General features: G+C 62.3%; 18 protein-coding genes. 6 read left to right on the top strand and 12 right to left on the bottom strand.

Features of this window, described 5'->3' with window-relative positions; genetic code table 11:
• Positions 1–9: 9 nt before the first annotated feature.
• From dxs to J5278_RS15235, 4 genes are all read right to left on the bottom strand, one after another.
• A complete protein-coding gene (gene dxs, locus J5278_RS15250) occupies positions 10–1,926 on the bottom strand; it encodes a 1-deoxy-D-xylulose-5-phosphate synthase (RefSeq protein ID WP_209182993.1) in 1,917 nt (638 codons plus the stop codon).
• 122 nt (positions 1,927–2,048) lie between these two features.
• On the bottom strand, positions 2,049–2,972 hold the full coding sequence (locus J5278_RS15245; protein ID WP_209182994.1) for a pirin family protein: 924 nt from the start codon (positions 2,970–2,972) through the stop codon (positions 2,049–2,051).
• Positions 2,973–3,110: 138 nt separating this feature from the next.
• Positions 3,111–3,362, bottom strand: coding sequence for an exodeoxyribonuclease VII small subunit (locus J5278_RS15240; RefSeq protein WP_209182995.1), 252 nt, complete (start codon positions 3,360–3,362; stop codon positions 3,111–3,113).
• A 2-nt stretch (positions 3,363–3,364) separates the two neighbouring features.
• Positions 3,365–4,309 carry a histone deacetylase family protein gene (locus J5278_RS15235; protein WP_209182996.1) on the bottom strand — a complete coding sequence of 315 codons (945 nt, stop codon included), beginning with the start codon at positions 4,307–4,309 and terminating at the stop codon, positions 3,365–3,367.
• A gap of 164 nt (positions 4,310–4,473) precedes the next feature.
• Between J5278_RS15235 and J5278_RS15230 the strand changes: the two genes are divergently transcribed.
• Positions 4,474–4,875 carry a thioesterase family protein gene (locus J5278_RS15230; protein ID WP_209182997.1) on the top strand — a complete coding sequence of 134 codons (402 nt, stop codon included), beginning with the start codon at positions 4,474–4,476 and terminating at the stop codon, positions 4,873–4,875.
• On the opposite strand, the gene J5278_RS15225 is transcribed toward J5278_RS15230, so the two are convergent.
• Genes J5278_RS15225 through J5278_RS15215 form a run of 3 tightly spaced genes read right to left on the bottom strand, consistent with a single transcriptional unit; the run spans position 4,876 to position 6,748 of the window.
• The gene (locus J5278_RS15225; protein ID WP_209182998.1) at positions 4,876–5,439 is read right to left on the bottom strand and encodes a biotin transporter BioY; all 564 of its coding nucleotides are present in this window, start codon (positions 5,437–5,439) and stop codon (positions 4,876–4,878) included.
• A gap of 29 nt (positions 5,440–5,468) precedes the next feature.
• Positions 5,469–6,071, bottom strand: a complete 603-nt coding sequence (locus J5278_RS15220) for an energy-coupling factor transporter transmembrane protein EcfT (RefSeq protein WP_209182999.1) — start codon at positions 6,069–6,071, stop codon at positions 5,469–5,471.
• Positions 6,071–6,748 (bottom strand): energy-coupling factor ABC transporter ATP-binding protein, encoded by a 678-nt coding sequence (locus J5278_RS15215; RefSeq protein ID WP_209183000.1) that lies wholly within the window; start codon positions 6,746–6,748, stop codon positions 6,071–6,073. Before J5278_RS15215 ends, J5278_RS15220 begins: the two co-directional genes overlap by 1 nt.
• A 109-nt stretch (positions 6,749–6,857) precedes the next feature.
• On the opposite strand from J5278_RS15215, the gene J5278_RS15210 reads away from it, so the two are divergent.
• Positions 6,858–8,048 carry a winged helix-turn-helix domain-containing protein gene (locus tag J5278_RS15210; protein ID WP_209183001.1) on the top strand — a complete coding sequence of 397 codons (1,191 nt, stop codon included), beginning with the start codon at positions 6,858–6,860 and terminating at the stop codon, positions 8,046–8,048.
• Positions 8,049–8,117: 69 nt separating this feature from the next.
• Here the strand turns inward: J5278_RS15210 and ribB are convergent, their stop codons facing one another.
• Together ribB and aroC are read right to left on the bottom strand one after the other, a co-directional pair.
• The gene (ribB, locus tag J5278_RS15205) at positions 8,118–9,218 is read right to left on the bottom strand and encodes a 3,4-dihydroxy-2-butanone-4-phosphate synthase (protein WP_209183002.1); all 1,101 of its coding nucleotides are present in this window, start codon (positions 9,216–9,218) and stop codon (positions 8,118–8,120) included.
• Positions 9,219–9,228: 10 nt separating this feature from the next.
• Positions 9,229–10,326 carry a chorismate synthase gene (gene aroC, locus J5278_RS15200; protein ID WP_209183003.1) on the bottom strand — a complete coding sequence of 366 codons (1,098 nt, stop codon included), beginning with the start codon at positions 10,324–10,326 and terminating at the stop codon, positions 9,229–9,231.
• A gap of 437 nt (positions 10,327–10,763) precedes the next feature.
• Here aroC and J5278_RS15195 point away from each other — a divergent pair, with 437 nt between their 5' ends.
• Positions 10,764–11,021 (top strand): DUF1344 domain-containing protein, encoded by a 258-nt coding sequence (locus tag J5278_RS15195; RefSeq protein WP_209183004.1) that lies wholly within the window; start codon positions 10,764–10,766, stop codon positions 11,019–11,021.
• Between the two features lie 15 nt (positions 11,022–11,036).
• Here J5278_RS15195 and J5278_RS15190 read toward each other — a convergent pair whose 3' ends face one another.
• From J5278_RS15190 to J5278_RS15180, 3 genes are all read right to left on the bottom strand, one after another.
• Positions 11,037–11,630: a histidine phosphatase family protein gene (locus J5278_RS15190; protein WP_209183005.1), complete on the bottom strand. Its 594-nt coding sequence runs from the start codon at positions 11,628–11,630 to the stop codon at positions 11,037–11,039.
• A 20-nt stretch (positions 11,631–11,650) separates the two neighbouring features.
• Positions 11,651–12,469, bottom strand: a complete 819-nt coding sequence (fabI, locus tag J5278_RS15185) for an enoyl-ACP reductase FabI (protein WP_209183006.1) — start codon at positions 12,467–12,469, stop codon at positions 11,651–11,653.
• A gap of 121 nt (positions 12,470–12,590) precedes the next feature.
• Complete coding sequence (locus J5278_RS15180) at positions 12,591–13,781, bottom strand: DnaJ C-terminal domain-containing protein (RefSeq protein ID WP_209183007.1); 1,191 nt, start codon at positions 13,779–13,781, stop codon at positions 12,591–12,593.
• Positions 13,782–14,086: 305 nt separating this feature from the next.
• On the opposite strand from J5278_RS15180, the gene J5278_RS15175 reads away from it, so the two are divergent.
• The 3 genes from J5278_RS15175 (at position 14,087) to J5278_RS15165 (ending at position 19,299) form a co-directional block, all read left to right on the top strand.
• A complete protein-coding gene (locus J5278_RS15175; RefSeq protein ID WP_209183008.1) occupies positions 14,087–15,091 on the top strand; it encodes an ornithine cyclodeaminase family protein in 1,005 nt (334 codons plus the stop codon).
• 13 nt (positions 15,092–15,104) lie between these two features.
• Positions 15,105–16,649, top strand: a complete 1,545-nt coding sequence (gene hutH, locus J5278_RS15170) for a histidine ammonia-lyase (RefSeq protein ID WP_209183009.1) — start codon at positions 15,105–15,107, stop codon at positions 16,647–16,649.
• A gap of 91 nt (positions 16,650–16,740) precedes the next feature.
• Complete coding sequence (locus tag J5278_RS15165; protein WP_209183010.1) at positions 16,741–19,299, top strand: DUF1217 domain-containing protein; 2,559 nt, start codon at positions 16,741–16,743, stop codon at positions 19,297–19,299.
• Positions 19,300–19,374 lie beyond the last annotated feature (75 nt).

Here is a 19,374-nt window from a genome sequence, read left to right as displayed (position 1 = left end):
TCGCCGATATCAGCCGGCGATGCCGGCGATATTCGGGCGTCCGAGCGCCTTGAAGACAGTCTGGACGATGTTGGCGCGGTCGAGTCCGGCATAGGCGAGCATCGCCTCGGGCTTCGCCTGCTCCATCCAGATGTCTGGCATGACGAGCGAGCGGATCTTCAGGCCGATATCGAGCAGGCCGTCTGTAGCGAGGAACTGCAGCACATGGCCTGCAAAGCCGCCGACGGAACCTTCCTCGATGAGGATCAGCACCTCGTGATGGCGGGCCAGCTGGCGGATCAGGTCGTGGTCCAGCGGTTTTGCAAAGCGCGCATCGGCGACCGTCGTCGACAGGCCGGCAGCATCGAGATCCTCGGCGGCCAGCAGGCTGTCGGCCAGCCGCGTCCCAAACGACAACAGCGCCACTTTCGAACCTTGCTTGACGATGCGGCCCTTGCCGATCTCGAGGATCTCGCCACGCTCCGGCATCTCGATGCCGACACCTTCGCCGCGCGGGTAGCGGAAAGAAATCGGACCCTCGTCATAAGCGGCGGCAGTGCGCACCATATGCTTCAGCTCCGCCTCGTCGGATGCGGCCATGACGACGAAGCCGGGCAGGGTGGCAAGGAAGGTGGTGTCGAACGAGCCGGCGTGGGTCGGGCCATCGGCGCCCACGAAGCCGGCTCGGTCGATGGGGAAGCGCACCGGCAGCCCCTGGATTGCCACATCGTGCACCACCTGGTCGTAGGCGCGCTGCAGGAAGGTCGAATACAGCGCCGCAAATGGCTTGAAGCCTTCGGTGGCAAGACCTGCAGCAAAGGTCACCGCATGCTGCTCGGCGATGCCGACGTCGAAACAGCGCTTCGGGAAGATCTCTGCCAGCTTGTCGAGGCCGGTTCCGTTCGGCATGGCGGCGGTGATGCCGACGATCTTGTCGTCGAGCTTTGCCTCCTGGACGAGGGCGTCGGCAAAGACGCTGGTATAGCTCGGTGCGTTCGGCTTCACCTTGGCCTGCGTCCCGGTGATCACGTCGAACTTGTTGACGCCGTGATACTTGTCGGCGGCAGCTTCGGCCGGCGCATAGCCCTTGCCCTTCTGCGTCACGACGTGGATCAGCACCGGCCCTTGAGCATTATCGCGGACATTGCGCAGCACCGGCAGCAGATGCTCGAACGAATGCCCGTCGATGGGGCCGATGTGATAGAAGCCCATCTCCTCGAACATCGTGCCACCCGTTACATATCCGCGCGCGTGCTCGACGGCGCGGGTGATGGCGCGGTCGACGTTCTTGCCGAGATAGGCGGTCAGCTTCTTGCCGATTTCCCGCATGCCCATATACGTCCGGCCAGATGCCAGCCGCGCCAGATAGGCACTCATGGCGCCCGTCGGTGGCGCGATCGACATGTCGTTGTCGTTGAGGATGACGATCAGCCGTGCGTCCAGCGCGCCGGCATTGTTCAGCGCCTCGTAGGCCATGCCGGCAGACATTGCGCCATCGCCGATGATGGCGATCACCTTGCGGGCGGTGCCGTCGAGTTCCGCTGCCACCGCCATGCCGAGGCCGGCCGAGATTGACGTCGACGAATGGGCCGCGCCGAAGGGATCGTATTCGCTCTCCGCCCGGCGGGTAAAGCCGGACAACCCGCCTTCCTGGCGCAGCGTCCGGATGCGGTCGCGGCGTCCAGTAAGGATCTTGTGGGGATAGCACTGGTGGCCGACGTCGAAGATCAGCCGGTCGTTCGGCGTATCGAATACCTTGTGGATGGCAATCGTCAGCTCGACAACTCCGAGGCCAGCACCGAGATGGCCGCCGGTGCGCGACACGGCATCGATCATCTCGTCGCGCACTTCACGCGCAAGCTGCGGCATGTCTCGGTCTTCCAGCTTGCGAAGGTCGGCGGGAAAGTCGACCTGATCCAGCAGCGGCGTCTTGGGCGATGATGTCACAGGCTGGAGCCTCTTCTTATGTTCTTGGACGGGCGGCCCGCCATACCCGAAAATAGATCGTTGCGAAAGAAGCCGTTTCAAGGGGCTGCGGCAAGTTGGTCCCCTTCGGCCTGCGGGGCGAGTTAGCCTTCCGGCAGCGGAATGAATTCTTCCTCGTCGCCAGGGACGATATCGAAGCGGCCGGTACGCCACTCTTCCTTCGCCTGTTCGATACGCTCCTTCGAGGACGATACAAAATTCCACCAGATATAGCGTTTCGAGCTGAGTGCCGCACCCCCGAAAAGCATCAGGTGGCAGCCTTTTTCGGCGGCCTTCAGCGTGATCGCGTCTCCCGGGCGAAAGACCAGCAGTTGATCCGCCTCGAAACGGTCGCCAGCCACCATCAGCGCGCCCGACAGAACATAGACGGCGCGTTCTTCGTGGTCGGCTCCAAAGGGAAACGAACGGCTGGGCTCCAGTGCGAGGTCGACATAGAGCGTGTCGGAAAACACCTTCACCGGCGATGCCAGGCCGTCGAAGTTGCCGATGATCACACGCCCGGTGGCGCCGTCGCTGTCGATGACAGGCATGGCGTTTTTATCGGTGTGCGAGAAGGATGGGTCGATCTCTTCCTTGTCCTCAGGCAAGGCAAGCCAGGTCTGCACGCCCGAGATCGATAGCGGATGGCCGCGCAAATTGTCGGGCGTGCGCTCGGAGTGCACGATGCCCCGGCCTGCCGTCATCAGGTTGAGATCGCCGGGCCGGACGATCTTCTCGGTGCCGAGGCTGTCGAGGTGGCGGATCTCGCCGTCGAACAGGTAGGTGACCGTGGACAGCCCGATATGGGGATGCGGCCGGACATCCATCGCCTGGTCTGCCCGCAGCACCGCCGGTCCCATCCGGTCGAAGAAGATGAACGGCCCGACCAGCCGGCGCCGGCTCGTCGGCAAAGCCCGCCGCACGGAAAAACCGCCGATATCCGCCGTGCGCGGAATGATCAGCTGTTCAATGGCATCGGAGGCACTGGCATCGCCGGGAAGAGGGTCTTTGCCGGGGAAAAAGGACATCGGGATCTCCTGTCGGTGACGGCAGATTACCCGCACATCCATTGCAAGCCAATCGTATAAGGCAAGATCCAGGTCCGACGAAAGCCCTGCAAATTGGGCAACTCTGTCAGCGGATGCGTGCTCCCAAACGTGGAAGCGTTACTGGCCGTCCAGCGGCTCGACGCCGACAGGCTTGCCGGCTCGGTCCAGGCGGATCTTTTCGATGCGGTTTTCAGCGGCGGAGAGCAGCGCTTCGCAATGCTTCTTCAAGGCTTCGCCGCGCTCGTAGATCTCGATGGATTCGTTCAGCGCCACGTCGCCGCGTTCCAGCCGCGCGACGATGCTTTCGAGCTCGGCAACAGCCTTTTCGAACGAGTAGTCGGACACATCCGGCTTGGCACTGTCAGTCATCGTCAACCCTTCATCATACGCAGAATATGCAGGCCCGCCGATTCGGCCAGCCCCTCCAGATCATATCCGCCTTCGAGCAGGCTGACGACCCGGTTCTTGGCGCTCTTGTCGGCCATTTCGAGAACGCGCCCGGTCGCCCAGTCGAAATCCTCGCCGGTCAGGTTGATCTGCGCCAATGGATCGCGGTGGTGGGCATCGAAGCCGGCCGAGATGATGATCAGGTCCGGCCGGAAGTCGTCGAGCGCTGGCAGCACGCGCGACTTGAACGCCTCGCGGAAATGGTCGCTGCCGCTGTTTGGCGACAGCGGTGCATTGACGATGGTGCCTTTGCCGCCGGTTTCCGTCTTGGCACCGGATCCCGGATAAAGCGGCATCTGGTGCGTCGAGCAGAACAGCACGGACGGATCGTCCCAGAAGATGTCCTGCGTGCCGTTGCCGTGGTGCACGTCCCAGTCGACGATGGCAACGCGCTCGGCACCGTAGGTTCGCTGCGCATGGCGCGCGGCAATGGCGGCGTTGTTGAAGAAGCAGAAGCCCATCGCCTTGTTTTTCTCGGCGTGGTGGCCGGGCGGGCGGGAGGCCACGAAGACATTGTCGGCAGCCCCGGTAAACACGTCGTCCACCGCAGCCATCGCCGCGCCGACGCCGGTCAGCGCCGCCTGCAGGCTTTTCGGGCTGGCGTAGGTGTCCGCTTCCAGCTGGTTGATCTGCCCTTCGCCGTCCTCGGCGTCGGGGATCGAGCGCATCACAAATTCCAGGTGCTCTTCCGGGTGGGCGAGCAGGATGGCGTCCTCGTTGGCCTGCGGCGCATCGCGCCGTTCCAGCCGGGCGAAATTGGGATGCTCCAGGGCAATGTTTATCGACCGCAGCCTGTCGGATCTCTCCGGATGGCCATCGGGCGTGATATGCTCCAGGAAAATCGGATGTTCGTAAAGACGCGTGCTCATGCGGTCAGCCTAACTATGAAACATCTCATCTAGCACGGCAGATGGGAACGATCACCACAATGTCAACAAATGCGCTTAACCACGAGGGGGAAAGGCCCGTTTACTTTCGGCCGAGGCGGTGCTTAAGCTTTCATTAAGGACAGCGTGTCCGTCAAGGTTGTGTAATGAGTAGAGCCCAGCGAGCAGACATCACCGAAATGCGCGTTCCACCGCGCGATGTCGACAGGTTCGGCCAGATGTTCATCGCCTCCTACATTTCGGAGGCCGAAACCGCGCTGTCGAACTTCTGGCGTGAACGGCCCGAAGTCCGCGACGAGCCGATATACATCCCGACCCGCGCCTCATGCTCGCTACACAGGGGGCTCAGATACGACGAGTTTGCCCGCTTCTCGGTGACGGTCAACAAGATCGGCGGCAAGTCGGTCGGCTTCCTGGTGATGGTCGAGGCGGGCAACGAACTGGCCGCCGAAGTAGAGATCCTCTGGCTCGCCGTACGTGGCGAGGAGCACGAGCCGTCGCCGCTGCCGGAAGACACCCGCGACTGGCTCTACAAATATCTCGACTGATCAGTTCCGCTGCGGCAGCAGCGGATAGCCGGCCATGACCGCGCGGCCGACCAAGGCTGCGACGACCGCCTTGACGATATCGCCGGGCACAAAGGCCAGCGAGCCGAAGAAGGCCTTGCTGAAACCGATATTGGCGGCAATGGCGAGATAGGCGATCCCGAAGGCATAGAGCACGACCACGCCGCCAGCGACGGAAGCGATGAAGAAACCGATGCCCTGTGCGAGGCCAGACTGCTCTGTCTTGACCAGTCGCTCGGAGAGCATGCCGGTCACGAACGCCGCAAAAATCCATCCGACCAGGAAGCCTGCCGTCGGGGCAACGAAGACCGCGAGCCCGCCACGGCCGCCCGACAGCACCGGCAGGCCGATGGCCACCAGCAGCACGACGATCAGCGCGGCGATTGCCCCGCGTTTGGCCCCGAGCACGACGCCGGCCATCATCACGCCCAGCGACTGCGCGGTGATCGGCACCGGAATGACGCCGAGCGAGATCGGCGGCAGAAGTCCGAGCGCCACGATGATCGCTGCGAAAAGGGCGGAGAGGACGAGGTCGCGGGTGCTCATGGGGGGCTCCAAAATCAACTGTTACTTTTTCAATGCCGCCGAATGCCGCGCGCGTCAATCGCTGCGGCGATGGCGTCTGCGTCCCGCAGCGTCAGAATGATCAGCGGCACCAGCGTTGTCCGCACCCGGATCGTCAGCCCGCGCGCCTGATGCGCCTCCCGGATCGCCGCATAGCGACCGACGATCTCAGGCACGAAGCGGACCACAAGACCGACCGCAAGACCGATATCGGCGGCCTTCACCAGCCCTGTCCGTTCAAGCGGCATCGCCGCCCAGGTGATTTCGTCCATGAAGTCGGCAATGGTAGTCGTCGCCGTCACCGTGGCGGCAAACAGCGTCAGCGTTACCAACCTGAGGACGGTGACCAGGGCCTGATCCCACGGATTGAATAGCAGGCTGAACAGGCTGACGAAGGCAATGGTCAGCAGCACCGGCCGCAAGCGCTGCAGCGCCTCCTTCCAGCCCAATCCGCAGGTAAAATAGAGAAACGCCCCTGCCAGTAGCGCCACGCCCAGCACGCCGGGGTGACCGGTCGCAAACAATGCGATACCGAGCAACGCCATGACAATGAGCTTCAGCCTTGCGGAAAGGCGATGCATCCAGCTGTCGGCATCGACATAAAGCGATTGCATCAGCGGGCGATCTCCCGGTAGAGCGCAATGCTGTCGCCGGGTGATCCGTCGGCGACGAGCCGTCCCTTGTCGAACAGCAGCACGCGCTCGAAATTCTCGATCAGTTCGAGGTCGTGGCTGATGACGATGACGTTTTCAGGCAGTTCGCCGATCATTCTCTCGACCCGCCCACGGTTGCGAAGATCGAGCTGGTTGGTAGGCTCGTCGAGGATCAGGATGTCGGGGCCGGTGACCAGCACCGAGCACAGTGCCGCCAGCTGCAGTTCGCCGCCGGAAAGCTCGTGGGCGCGGCGGTCGGCCAGGTGCCGGGCGTCAAGGCGCTCGAGCACGGCATCGACGGCAGCCGCAATCTCCGGCTTGCCGAGCCCGCGATTTTTGAGGCCCAGCGCGATATCGTCACGCACGACCGGCAGGATGATCTGGTTCTGCGGCGACTGGAAGATGAAGCCCACCTTGCCAAGCACCGCCTTGGCATCGGCGACGGTATCGAGCCCATCGACCACCACGCGGCCCGTCGTCGGCTTGGCGAGCCCGTTTATCATCCGGGCGAAACTGCTCTTGCCGGAGCCGTTGAGGCCGATGATGCCGATGCGCCGCTCGATCAGCGTCACGCTGAAAGGCTGAAGCGCGACCTGCTGGCCGAACTGCAGTCCCGCCTGCTCGAAGCGAATATCCAATGTAGGCCCTCGTGAAACGGAGACGCTGTCCTATAGCCGGTAAATGCGGGGTGGCAAATATAGAAGGCTGCCGTTTGATATGCTGCCGATAAAGGGCCATCCTCTTCGCATGACGATTCTGATTTCAAACAGCGACGCCCGCCGCGTCTTCCTGGCCCGTCAGGGGCTGGCGACGCCACCCAACCGCGCGCTCGACAAAGCCGGCCTGCTGCAGCTGATCAAGGACATCGGCTTCGTCCAGGTCGACAGCATCGGCACCGTCGAGCGCGCCCATCACCAGATCCTGTTTTCCCGCAACCAGACCTATCGGCGCGAGCACCTGACCGAACTCCTCGAAAAGGACGGTGCGCTTTTCGAGCACTGGACGCACGATGCCTCGATCCTGCCGAGCGATTTCTTCGTCTACTGGAAACACAAGTTTCGCCGCGAGGACGCCCTGATCATCGAGCGCTGGCGCAAGTGGCGGGGCGAGGGGTTCGAAGCCGCCTTCGAGGAAACCTTCGAGCGGGTTGCCAAGGGCGGCGCGATCATGGCCCGCGAGATCAAGGCCGACGGCCATGTGTCGGGCGGCTGGTGGAACTGGCATCCGAACAAGACGGCGCTGGAATATCACTGGCGCACCGGCAAGTTCGCCATCGCCGGCCGCCGCAATTTCCAGAAGATCTACGATCTCGTCGAGCGCGTCATCCCCGCCGAATTCCTGGCTGGAGAGGTCGACCACGACGCTTTCGTCGACTGGGCCTGCCGCAGCGCGCTGCAGCGCCTCTGCTTTGCCACGTCAGGCGAGATTGCCGCCTTCTGGAACCTGCTGACGCCCCAGGAGGCCAAGGCCTGGGTCGATGCCCACCGCCAGGAACTCTGCGAGGTGCTGGTCGAACCGGCGCTCGGCGGCAAGCCGCGTCCATCCTTTGCGTTTGCCGGTTTCGAGGAGGCCATCGAGCACCATCCGGATCCGCCGGCCCGCCTGCGCGTGCTCAGCCCCTTCGATCCGGCGCTTCGCGACCGTGATCGCACGCAGCGGCTGTTCGGTTTCTTCTATCGTATCGAGATCTTCGTACCGGAGGCCAAGCGGGAATACGGCTACTACGTCTTTCCGCTGCTCGAAGGCGACCGGCTGATCGGCCGCATCGACATGAAGGCCGACCGCAAGGCCGGTACCCTCGAGGTCAGGCGCCTATGGCTCGAGCCAGGCGTGCGCGCCTCCAGCGGCAGGCTCGAAAAACTTAGCGCAGAACTCGAGCGCATCGCCCGGTTTACCGGCGTCGAGCGCGTGGTGCTGCTCGACGGCTGGCGCGGGTGACGTTATCCGTCCCTGTCTCGCTCATACGCCAGGGCGCACAGAAGCGCGCCGCAGTGTTGTCGAGTGGCCTCAGCAGATCTCGGTTTGCGCGATCTTGATGCCGAAACCTTCGAGCCCGACATAGTGGCGCGAGCGCGTCGTCAGCAGCTTGATCGAGGTGACGCCAAGATCTTTCAGGATCTGCGCGCCCAGTCCGATTTCCAGCCATTCGCTGTCGCGGGTCTGGGCTTCGGCATGGGCCTCGCGATCTTGCCGTGTCTTGCGGCCATTGTCGTGGTGACCGACGCCGACGGAGCCTTCGCGTAGGTAGACGATGATGCCGCGGCCCTCGTCAGCGATCTTCTTCATATAGTGCTCGACCGGGCGGCCCTTGCCGAAGACGTCGCTGGCGACGTTTTCCGGGTGCAGGCGCACGGGCACATCGACGCCGTCCCGGATATCACCGAAGACGACGGCGAGATGCTGCATGGTATCCCATGGCAGCGAATAGGTGTGGGCGCGGGCCTTGCCGAAGGCGGTCTCGATATCGAAGCTCGAGCCGAGTTCGATAAGCGTTTCCTTGCGCTGGCGATAAGCGATGAGGTCGGCGACCGAGATCGACTTGAAGCCATGGGTTTCGGCAAAGGTCGACACCTGTGGGCCACGCATCACGGTGCCGTCGTCGTTGACGAGTTCGCTGATGACGCCGATGGGGGGCAAGTTCGCCAGCCGGCAGAGATCGACGGCAGCTTCCGTATGGCCGGAGCGCATCAGCACGCCGCCTTCGCGGGCGATCAGCGGGAAGATGTGGCCGGGGCGGACGAAATCTCCGGGGCCGACATTGGGGTTTGCGAGGTTGCGGACCGTCAGGTTGCGGTCATCGGCGGAGATCCCCGTCGTCGTGCCGTGCTTGAAATCGACTGACACCGTGAAGGCGGTGGTGTGGGCGGAGTCGTTTTCCGCCACCATGGCATTGAGGTTCAGCCGCTTGGCTTCCTCGCGCGGCATCGGCGTGCAGACGATACCGGAGGTGTGTCGGACGATGAAGGCCATCTTTTCTGGCGTGCAGTGGACGGCCGCGACGATCAGGTCGCCTTCGTTCTCGCGGTCGTCGTCATCCATGACGACGACGATCTCGCCGGCTTCGAAAGCTCTGATGGCATCGACGACGCGCTTCTGGTCGTAGGGCATGGAAACGTCCTTATGTCAGCCGGCCGGTCTGGCCTCGGTCTCTCAGATAATGATCGGCGATTGCACAGGCAACCATCGCCTCGCCGATCGGCACTGCGCGGATACCGACGCAAGGGTCATGGCGGCCCTTGGTGCGCAGGTCGACATTGCGTCCGTCCTTGTCGATTGTCTGGCGTTCGGTGAGGATCGACGAGGTCGGCTTGATGGCGAAGCGGGCAATCAGCGGCTCGCCTGTCGAAATGCCGCCAAGTACGCCGCCGGCGTGGTTGGACAGGAAGATCCGCTTACCGTCGTTGCCCATGCGCATCTCGTCGGCGTTCTCCTCGCCGCTCAGTTCAGCCGCGGCAAAGCCATTGCCGATCTCGACGCCCTTGACGGCGTTGATCGACATCAGCAGCGAGGCGACATCCTGGTCGAGCTTGCCGTAGATCGGTGCGCCTAGGCCGGCCGGAACGCCTTCGGCGATGACCTCGACGACAGCGCCGATAGACGAGCCGGCCTTGCGGATGGCGTCGAGATAATCTTCCCAGACGGGCACTATCTCGGCGTCGGGCGCAAAGAACGGATTCTGGTCGACCTGTGCCCAGTCCCAGTTGTCCCGGTTGATCTTGTGCTTGCCGATCTGCACCAAGGCTGCGCGAACGGTGACGCCGGGCACCACAAGCCGGGCAATGCCGCCGGCCGCAACCCTGGCTGCCGTCTCGCGGGCAGAAGAGCGACCGCCGCCGCGATAGTCGCGGATGCCGTATTTCAGGTCGTAGGTATAGTCGGCATGGCCGGGACGATACTGGTTGGCGATCTCGCCATAATCCTTGGAGCGCTGGTCGGTGTTCTCGATCAGCATCGAGATCGGCGTGCCCGTGGTCGTCATGGTCACACCGTCATCGTCCAGCATCACGCCGGAGAGCACCTTGACGATGTCGTCCTCGCGCCGCTGGGTCACGAACCGCGACTGGCCGGGCTTGCGCTTGTCCATCCAGACCTGCAGTTCGGCCAGCGTGAACCGCAGCCCAGGAGGGCAGCCGTCGACCACGCAGCCGAGCGAGGGGCCGTGGCTTTCGCCCCAGGTGGTAACGCGGAACAGATGACCAAACGTATTATGCGACATGGGGAACGACCGGCTTGCCTTTGGGCCTGCCTGTCAGTGCGACGGGCGCGGCTTGATCTTCGAATTGCGGCACACTCTTAGGACAAAATCAGGCCGAGGCAAAAGGCTTTCTTTGCCGGAGAACTGTTGGAGAAACACAATTGCGAACACTTGCGGACGGGCGCGCCACGCTCCGCGGCGATGCCATCATGGCGGCAAGCCGAGCGCTGCAATCATAGTTTGAAGTGCCATGACCGGGACCGATCGCGAAATGGGCTTACCCGCCGCCGTTTGACCTTTGTCGACAAAGCCTGTCCCTGGTTAATCCGAACTTAATGAAACGCTTAAAGATGATTCATCATTAAGGCGGTAAAAGCCTTTGTTACGAGCAACTTCAGCCATATTCGGAAGGCTATTGGTCAACATCAGAACGACCGAATTTGGAAGAGGTTGGTAAAATGCGATTCTTTGTTGCCACATTATTGGCCACAGCCAGCTTTCTTGCGCCGGTTGCAGGCTTTGCCGAAAGCGCCGACGTCGAGGCGGTCATCCGGAAGGTCGATCTGAAGAATCGGAGCCTGACGCTGGACGACGGCAAGACCTACCAGGCCCCGCCCAGTTTCGACTTCAACGGGCTAGAGGTCGGGCTCAAGGTCATCGTCTTCTATACCGAAGTCGACGGCAGGCGCGTTATCAACGATCTGGATATCGTCTAGCGACAGGCGGCAGGATCAGTCGATCCAGCCGATGGTCCTGTCCTGCAGTTCGATCCTCAGGATCTTGTCCTGGGGGATCTCGCCCTCGGCCGCTTCTTCCTTGGGTATCTCGGCGACGAGGCGGAACAGCGAGCGGATGACGCCGCCATGGGCGACGCAGACGGTCGGTTTGTCGACCGATTGCAGCCACGAGCCGACCCGCCATGACAGGATCTCGTAGCTCTCGGCATTTTCGCCCGGCGGGATGAAGTCCCACTTGCCGGTGTTGCGCTCGACAAGTCGCTCGGGCTGGGTGATTTTCAGTTCCTTGAGGGTGGAGCCTTCCCAGGCGCCGAACGACACCTCGACCAGCCGCTCGTCCGTGCGATAGTCCTCGGGCGGGAGCCCCATTGCCGCACGGGCGATCTCCATCGTCGCCCTCGTCCGGGCAAGCGGGCTTGCAACGTAGTCGAAATTCAACGCTTCATCACCGAGCAGGGCAGCCAGCGTCAAACCGTTGACGCGGGCCTGCTCGCGGCCAATATCGTTGAGATCGATGTCGCGCTGGCCCTGAAGCCGGCGCTCGGCGTTCCAGTCCGTCTGGCCGTGGCGGATGACGTAAAGCGTCAAAAATGCATTCCTGTCTGAAATCAGTCCTTGATGACGGAAATATCCGGCGCATCGACGGCCTTCATGCCGACGACATGATATCCGCTGTCGGCATGATGGATTTCGCCGGTGACGGAACGCGACAGGTCGGAAAGCAGGTAGAGACCGACGTCGCCGACTTCCTCGATGGTCACGGTGCGACGCAGCGGTGCGTTATACTCGTTCCACTTGAGGATATAGCGGAAGTCGCCAATGCCTGACGCGGCCAGCGTCTTGATCGGTCCGGCCGAAACGGCGTTGACGCGGATGTTCTTCGGTCCGAGATCGACGGCCAGGTACTTTACGCTGGCTTCGAGTGCGGCCTTGGCAACGCCCATGACGTTGTAGTTCGGCATGACCTTCTCGGCACCGTAATAGGTGAGGGTCAGCATGGCGCCGCCATCGGTCATCAGCTTTTCAGCGCGACGGGCAATCGAGGTGAACGAGAACACCGAAATCTGCATGGTCTTGGCAAAGTTGTCGGCAGACGTATCGACGTAGCGGCCGGTCAGTTCGTCCTTGTCGGAAAAGCCGATAGCGTGCACCACGAAATCGATCTTGCCCCAGAGCTTCTCGACATTGTCGAACACGGCGTCGATGGTGGCTTCGTCGGAAACATCGCAATGGCCAGCCAGATGACCGCCGATTTCGGCTGCCAGCGGCTCGACACGCTTCTTCAGCGCATCGCCCTGATAGGTTAAAGCAACCTCGCCGCCCTGCGCATGGATTGCCTTGGCAATTCCCCATGCGATAGAGCGGTTATTTGCCACGCCAAAGATGACGCCGCGTTTGCCTGCCATCAGGCCTGTTGCTTGAGCCATAGTCTGCTCCCTTGAACTTCAATCGACCCTGCCTATGGCATAGGCGGTTCGAGGGTTCAAGCTAGGCTAGCATCATCAACTGTTAGGGAACGTAATAAAGGGTGCTCGCGCTACCGAAATGCTACAGAAACAATCCATCCTTCATGCTGCGCATCAAATCCGTCATCTTGTGATCGGGTTTTTCCCAAAGCATCAGCCGCAATTCGACCACCAGATCGCCTTTGCCGCCCTCGTCATTGGCAAGGCCTTCGCCCGGAATGCGGATGGTGTGGTCTGAGCCGGACCATGGGGGCACGCTGACGGCGAGCCTGCCGCGCGGTCCCTCGATCGAGGTTTCCCATCCGAGCACTGCATTTTCGATGGTCACCGGCAGGGTGGTGTGCAGATCGAAGCCCTTGACGCTGAACCGCTCGTGCGGTTCCAGATGCACGGTAACCGCCACGTCGCCCCGCAGCATGCCTTGCAGCTTCAGCCCTTGCCCCTTGAGGTGGACGACCTGGCCGTCGCTCATGCCGGCAACCGCTTGGAACCGCACTTCCTTGCCGTCGGCAAGCGGTACGGTGATCCACTGCGCCTTGATGATGTCGTCGAGCGTGATGCGGGCTTCGGCGGCAATCTCGGGGGCTTTTTCCTGAATGGGGGGAGCAGCACCGGTGATGCGCCGGACGAGCGATGTCAGCATGCCGAAAGGCGGGAGGGCGATGATGGCGGCAAGGGTGCTTGTCGCAACCGCCGGCTCGACCTCGGGGGCTGCAGGCTCGGCAGCCTCCGACTCGGGAGCATCCGCCGCCTTCTGTGCCGTTGCCGGCTTTTCCGTCTGGGCTGCGGCGCGGGCGCCGAAAATACGTTCGACCATGTCCTCGGCTGTTTCCGGGGCAGCGGTGCCATCGGGTGCCGCAGAAGGCGAGGCGGAGGGCGAGGGGGCGGCAGAGGCTGCGGCCGCCGCCGCCGCTGCTTTCTGGGCCTTCTGGGCGTTGGCCCGCTCCAGTTCTTCCATCAGCCGTTCGGCTTTGGCACGCGCCACCTTGGCGCGTTCTTCGGCTTCGCGCGCCGCCTGGCGCTGCTGCATGATGGTCGGACCGTTGCCCTTGGCTGCGGACGACATATTGATCACCTGATCGTAGCGGCTGCGTTTCTTCGGATCCTTCAAGGTCTCGTAGGCGCGGCCGACTTCGGCGAACCGGGCCGTCGCCGTCGGGTCGTCGCGGTTGTGATCCGGATGGATGGCCTTGGCCATGGACCGCCAGGCTGCCTTGATCTCGTCCACGTCGGCGTCCTGTCTGACGCCCAAAGTCTTGTAAGGATCACGCATGTGTTCGATCGCCGCTTTTTTGCTGGTACGCCATGTCAAACATGCCGTTTCCACTTCACTGACGCCTCGGTCGGTCCCGCCGAAGCGGAATCCGTGGCATATATATTGTGATCCTGCGGGACAGTTGCTAATCAGGTGTTACAGTGGGCGCCCAGTGGCCTGCGATCTCCGGCGATGGTTATTCATTCACTAAAAATTGGGGTAATAACAGACCGGACTGTTAAGGATGCGGGCGGGATTTGCCGATTTGACGCATTTGGCGCCTCGCTTGCCAACGACCGGCCAATTCACAAGCAGGACGGCTTATGCAGGAAATCTGGATCGACTATCTCAACGCCATGGACGTCAAGGCGCTGGCGCTCACCAACGACGATATCCTCGGTGCCGTCTCAAAAGCCCTGGACGCGCAGGGGCGCGGCGAAACAGTCATCGAACCACGCGTCCATCTCGTGCCGGAAAGTTCGGACAAGGGGCACTTCAATGTGCTCCGCGGCTACGTGAAGGCGCTCGGCTATGCCGGCGTCAAGGTGGTCGGGGATTTCGTCGACAACTACAAGGTTGGCCTTCCCTCGGAGATGGCGGTGCTCAATCTCTTCGATCCGCAGACCGGCGTGCCCAAGGCCATCGTCGATGCCACCGCCATCACCGACATGCGCACCGGCGCCGTGACCGCTATCGGTGCGCGGCATCTGGCCCGCAAGGACAGCAAGATCCTCGGCCACATCGGCGCCCGCGGGACATCCTACTGGAACGTCCGTCTGCTGGACCACATCTTCGATTTCGACGAAATCCGCATCCATTCCCGCCGTCCGGAAAGCCGCGATGCCTTTGCTGCGCGTCTCGAGCAGGATCTCGGCAAGAAGATCGTCGTCACCGAAACCTGGGAAGACTGCCTTGACGGTGCCGACATCATGATCGAGGCAAGCCGCCTGCCGGAACCGACGCCGTTGTTCAAAACCTCCTGGGTCAAGAAGGGCGCCTTCGTCGTACCCTACGGCACGATGAGCGCGCTGGAGTTCGATCTCACCGACATCATGGACAAGGTCGTCGTCGACGACTGGGGCCAGTGCGGTCCCGGTCGCCCCTATGGCGCGTTGCGCCGCCATGTCGACGAGGGCAAGGTGACGGCGGAAAACCTGCATGCCGAAATCGGCCAGATCGTCTGCGGCGCAAAGCCCGGCCGGGAAAGCGACGACGAAACCATCCTGTTCTGGCATCGCGGCCTTTCGACCACTGACATTGCACTCGGGGCTGCCATGGTCGACAAGGCCCGGCGGCTTGGCATCGGCCAGCGGCTGCGCTTTGCCTGAGGATCCAGAGGACATGAAAGTTGGCAAAGGCCGGGTAGGCGTGATCTTCGACCGCAGCGGCGGCAGTGTCGAGGCCGTCTGCGCCATCGCCCGTCGGCAGGCCACAGTCTCGGTCGACAGCATCGCCATCTCCGGCATCGATGCCGCCTATGCCTGCCTCGTGCGCCACGCCGCGCAAGGCGAAGCCATTTACGGTGTCAGCACCGGCCTTGGCGCCGCCGTCGATACGCGCATCGATCCGGCGGAAGGCTCCGGCCAGTCGGCCATAGCGCGCCCCCGTGCAGTCGGCGTCGGCCGGTTCGCAGAGGTCGCGGAAGTCCGGGCGATGATGGCGAGCCGGCTTGCCCGCTTCTGCCTCGGCTATTCCGGCGTCTCGTCTCCTGTCGCCCTGACGCTCGCCGAAATGCTCAATCGGGGCATCCATCCCCGCGTGCCGATGACCGGCTCCATCGGCGAGGCGGATCTTGCACCGCTCGCCCATATCGCCTTGACGATGACGGGGGAGGGTGTCGTCCTCTCCGGAGAGGACAAGCTTCAGTCGGGCGCCGAGGCCTTTGCGTCGGCCGGCCTGGACCTGCCCGTCTTCGGCATCAAGGACGGCCTGTCGCTGATTTCCTCGAATGCTGCATCTGTTGGGCTCGCCTGCCTGCTGCTCGAAGACATCGGCTACGTCTTCGATGCCCACATCGGCGCGGTGGCGCTATTGTTCGAGGGGTTCCGGGCCAGCATCGATCCGCTCCATCCCCTTTCCGACCGTCTGCGACCGGGCCCCTGCCAGGGCGAGGTGGGCGCTGCGATCCGGGCGCTGCTCGAGGGCGGCGATCTCGTGGCCGGCAACGGCGCGAGGCGGTTGCAGGACCCCCTCAGCCTGCGCTGCGCCCCTGCCGTCTCGGGCACGGCGCTGCATGCCTTCCGGTCCGCATTTGCCGCCACCGAACTCGAACTTCGCTCCAGCGACGATAATCCGTCGGTCATCGCCGATGAGGATATCGTGCTGCCGACCGGCAATTTCGATCCGACCCACATGGTTCTCGCCTTCGATACGCTGGGCCTCGCACTTGCGCGTCTGGCGGCGATGGCGGCGGAGCGGATGATGAAGCTGCTGTCGCCCGGTTTCTCGGACCTGCCGCGCTTTCTCGCCCCGGCGCAACCTGGCGCCAACGGCTTTGGCGCGCTGCAAAAGACCATCGCCGCGCTGACGGCGGAGATCGGCCATCTCGCCATGCCGATGCCGTTCGTGGTGACGCCGGTGGCTGACCGCGTCGAAGACTATGCCTCGATGTCGATGTCGGTCATCGACAAGACGAGGCAACTGGTGGCGAAGTGGCGCTATCTGACCGCGATAGAGCTGATCGTAGCCGCCCGTGCCGTGGATCTCAGGGAAGGCATCGTGCTTGGACACGGCGCGCAATCCCTGTTTGAAAACATTCGCGCCATCGTGCCCCCGCTCGTCGCGGATCGCTCCTCGAGCGACGATATCCATGCGCTCGCCGACGCCATAGAGACGGCCCGGCTTCTTCCGCCACAGGCCCCAGGCAACGCCACAGCTCAGTTATAAAAGAAACGCCGCCGTAAAGTCTCGGGTAAGCTTACGCTGCTACAATAGAAAATCCTATTCGATCTGACGCAAGCTGTGGGGCCACGCGATCATGACATCGACCTACCAGAGCTTTACGCTCGATACCCGTAATATGACGTCGACGTTGTCGCGAGTGTCCTCGCAGACGACGACCAAGCGCGATATCGACTATTACAATGCCCATATCGGCAATGTGAAGACGCTCGACGATCTCATGGGCGACTACCAGCTCTACAGCTACGCCATGAAAGCCTATGGCCTGGAAGACTTCACCTATGCCAAGGGCTTCATGAAGAAGGTCTTTTCCAGCGACCTCAGCGATGCCACCAGCTTTGCCAACCGCCTGAACGATCCGAAATACAAGCAGATTGCCGCCGCCTTCAACTTCGGTGCATCGGGCACGCCAACGGCGCAGACGGCTGCGACCTCGACGAAGATGTTCGGGGCAGCCGCCACCAAGACGACCGACGCATCGATCGGCCTCTACCAGCAGTCCTTTGCCACGGAAGAGGCCGCGGCGAAGACCGAGACGGACTATTACGACGCCAATATCGGCTCCGTCAAAACAGTCGACGACTTGCTGAAAAACACCCGCCTCAGGGATTACGTGCTGAAGGGCTACGGCATCGATCCGACGAACGTCTCGAACAGCTTCCTGAAGTCGATGCTGACGAGCGACCTCAGCGATCCCGCAAGCTTCGTCAACGTCAGCGGCAGCGCGGCCGGCAAGGCGATCACGGCGCAGTTCAATTTCAATGCCGACGGCACCATCTCCACCACGACAGCCGACGCGGACAAGGCCTATTACGAGGCCAACATCGGTGCGGTGAAGTCGGCGACCGATTTCGTCTCCGACCGTCGGCTTTTCGATTATGCCAAGGCAGCCTTCGGCGTCCCCTTGAAAGTCACGGATGTGCAGTTCGCCGCTTCGGTGGCCGACGCTGCCACGGCGGAACGATACGGCCTGACCTCGACACTGGCGCAATTCAACTTCCAGGCGGATGGAAAGGTGGCCGATGGCGCCGTGATCCAGACCGCCGCCCAGATCAGCACGACATCCGCAAACTATGTTGCCCAGTATAAGAGCCAGGTCCAGACCCTCGGTCAGCGCTCGGCAGTCATGGACGCCTATAACGACACGGTGCCTACCTTCGTTACCGGCGCCGCTGCGGCCGACGATGCCGCATACTACAAGGCAAACATCGGTTCGGTGACGTCTGTCGAGGAGCTGACACACAACAAGCGGCTCTTCGACTACGTCAAGATCGCCTACAATCTGGAGGGGCTCGACGGGCAGGCGAATGAAAATACGCTGCGCTATGACTTCGAGAACGCTGTGGAAGACCCGGTCTATGCCAAGCTGATCGGTTTTTCCGACGTGGTCGCGCAGTTCAATTTCCAGTCCGACGGCACCGTCGCATCGGGCACGCAGGCCCAGACCGCCACCCAGCTCGCAGCCGCGACAAAATCCTACACCACCAACTACAAGGCGGAACAGGCGGCCACCACCGTCGATGCCGTGGCCAACTACAAGACCCGCATCGCGGCCGTGAAGACCATCGACCAGTTCTTTGCGAGCAACGCCACCGCCGACAAGAGCAAGGCAAACGACAATCTCCCCGAACTCTACCAGATGGCGTTGCGCTCCTACGGTATCGGCGAGACTGAGATCTCCAAGGGCCAGATGAAGAAGATCATGGAGAGCGATCCCTATGATCCGAAAAGCTACGTCAACACCCTGAAGGACGACCGTTTCGTCAATCTGGCAAAAGCGTTCAATTTCGACAGCGAGGGCAAACTGAAGCTGCCGGTCACGGCTCTCTCGACCACGCAGATCAACGCCTACATCTCGGAATATTCCAAGGACAGCAAACGCGGACTGACCGGCCCCGCTCTCACCAAGGCGGTCGCCCAGATCAAGACCGACGCCACCTATTTTGCGACCAAGATGGCCGATGTCACCAACCTGTCCGACTTCCTGAAGGACAGCAAGCTGACGAACTTCGTGCTGACGGCCAACGGCCTCGATCCGAAGAAGATCACCGCCGACACGCTGAAAAAGGCATTCACCTCGGATCCCGCCAAGGCCAACAGCTTCATCAACACTGCGGCGGGAGCGCAATTGAAGCCCATCGTCGACGCGTTCAACTTCGGCATCGACGGCAAGCTCGTGGACACCAAGCTCGGCTCGGCGCAAAACAAGGGCGCCCTGGATTCGACGAACGACCTCTACCTTCACCAGACCCTGGAAAAGCAGGAGGGCGAAACCAACGACGGCATCCGGCTTGCGCTCTATTTCCAGCGCCAGGCGCCTGCCATCAATTCCGTTTACGACATCATGGCCGACAGCGCGCTGTATTCAGTGATCACCACCACCTACAGCCTGCCCAGTGCCATTTCGTCGATGGATGTCGACGCGCAGGCAAAGCTCCTGAAGAAATTCATCAATATCGACGACCTGCACGACACGAAGAAGCTGAACAAGCTGCTGCAGCGCTTCTCGGTGGAATACGACCTGAAGAATAACAACACCGGATCGTCGTCGGCGCTCTCCATCCTGCAGCCCTCCGGATCCTTCGGCGTGAGCGCCGACACGTTGCTGTCGATCGCCCAGCTTAAGCGTGGCTAGTTTTATCAAGGGATAGGCGGTTGCCGAGCCATAGTCCGCAATGGGCTCGGCCGGGCCGATGCGCGGCTAGACCCG

The sequence above is a fragment of the Rhizobium sp. B21/90 genome, assembly GCF_019355815.1.
In the GTDB taxonomy this organism is placed as follows: Bacteria; Pseudomonadota; Alphaproteobacteria; order Rhizobiales; family Rhizobiaceae; genus Rhizobium; species Rhizobium rhododendri.
The sequence above is the reverse complement of the archived record's forward strand: the minus strand, read 5'-3'. Positions and strand labels throughout refer to the sequence as shown.

Excerpts from the sequence above, each read along its gene's own strand:
- J5278_RS15230 (WP_209182997.1), top strand. The coding sequence starts at position 4,474 with ATGAGTAGAGCCCAGCGAGCAGACATCACCGAAATGCGCGTTCCACCG.
- ribB (WP_209183002.1), bottom strand. The coding sequence starts at position 9,218 with ATGCCCTACGACCAGAAGCGCGTCGTCGATGCCATCAGAGCTTTCGAA.
- hutH (WP_209183009.1), top strand. The coding sequence starts at position 15,105 with ATGAAAGTTGGCAAAGGCCGGGTAGGCGTGATCTTCGACCGCAGCGGC.
- J5278_RS15220 (WP_209182999.1), bottom strand. The coding sequence starts at position 6,071 with ATGCAATCGCTTTATGTCGATGCCGACAGCTGGATGCATCGCCTTTCC.
- J5278_RS15245 (WP_209182994.1), bottom strand. The coding sequence starts at position 2,972 with ATGTCCTTTTTCCCCGGCAAAGACCCTCTTCCCGGCGATGCCAGTGCC.
- J5278_RS15235 (WP_209182996.1), bottom strand. The coding sequence starts at position 4,309 with ATGAGCACGCGTCTTTACGAACATCCGATTTTCCTGGAGCATATCACG.
- J5278_RS15225 (WP_209182998.1), bottom strand. The coding sequence starts at position 5,439 with ATGAGCACCCGCGACCTCGTCCTCTCCGCCCTTTTCGCAGCGATCATC.
- J5278_RS15240 (WP_209182995.1), bottom strand. The coding sequence starts at position 3,362 with ATGACTGACAGTGCCAAGCCGGATGTGTCCGACTACTCGTTCGAAAAG.
- J5278_RS15180 (WP_209183007.1), bottom strand. The coding sequence starts at position 13,781 with ATGCGTGATCCTTACAAGACTTTGGGCGTCAGACAGGACGCCGACGTG.
- J5278_RS15175 (WP_209183008.1), top strand. The coding sequence starts at position 14,087 with ATGCAGGAAATCTGGATCGACTATCTCAACGCCATGGACGTCAAGGCG.
- fabI (WP_209183006.1), bottom strand. The coding sequence starts at position 12,469 with ATGGCTCAAGCAACAGGCCTGATGGCAGGCAAACGCGGCGTCATCTTT.
- J5278_RS15210 (WP_209183001.1), top strand. The coding sequence starts at position 6,858 with ATGACGATTCTGATTTCAAACAGCGACGCCCGCCGCGTCTTCCTGGCC.
- J5278_RS15165 (WP_209183010.1), top strand. The coding sequence starts at position 16,741 with ATGACATCGACCTACCAGAGCTTTACGCTCGATACCCGTAATATGACG.
- J5278_RS15195 (WP_209183004.1), top strand. The coding sequence starts at position 10,764 with ATGCGATTCTTTGTTGCCACATTATTGGCCACAGCCAGCTTTCTTGCG.
- aroC (WP_209183003.1), bottom strand. The coding sequence starts at position 10,326 with ATGTCGCATAATACGTTTGGTCATCTGTTCCGCGTTACCACCTGGGGC.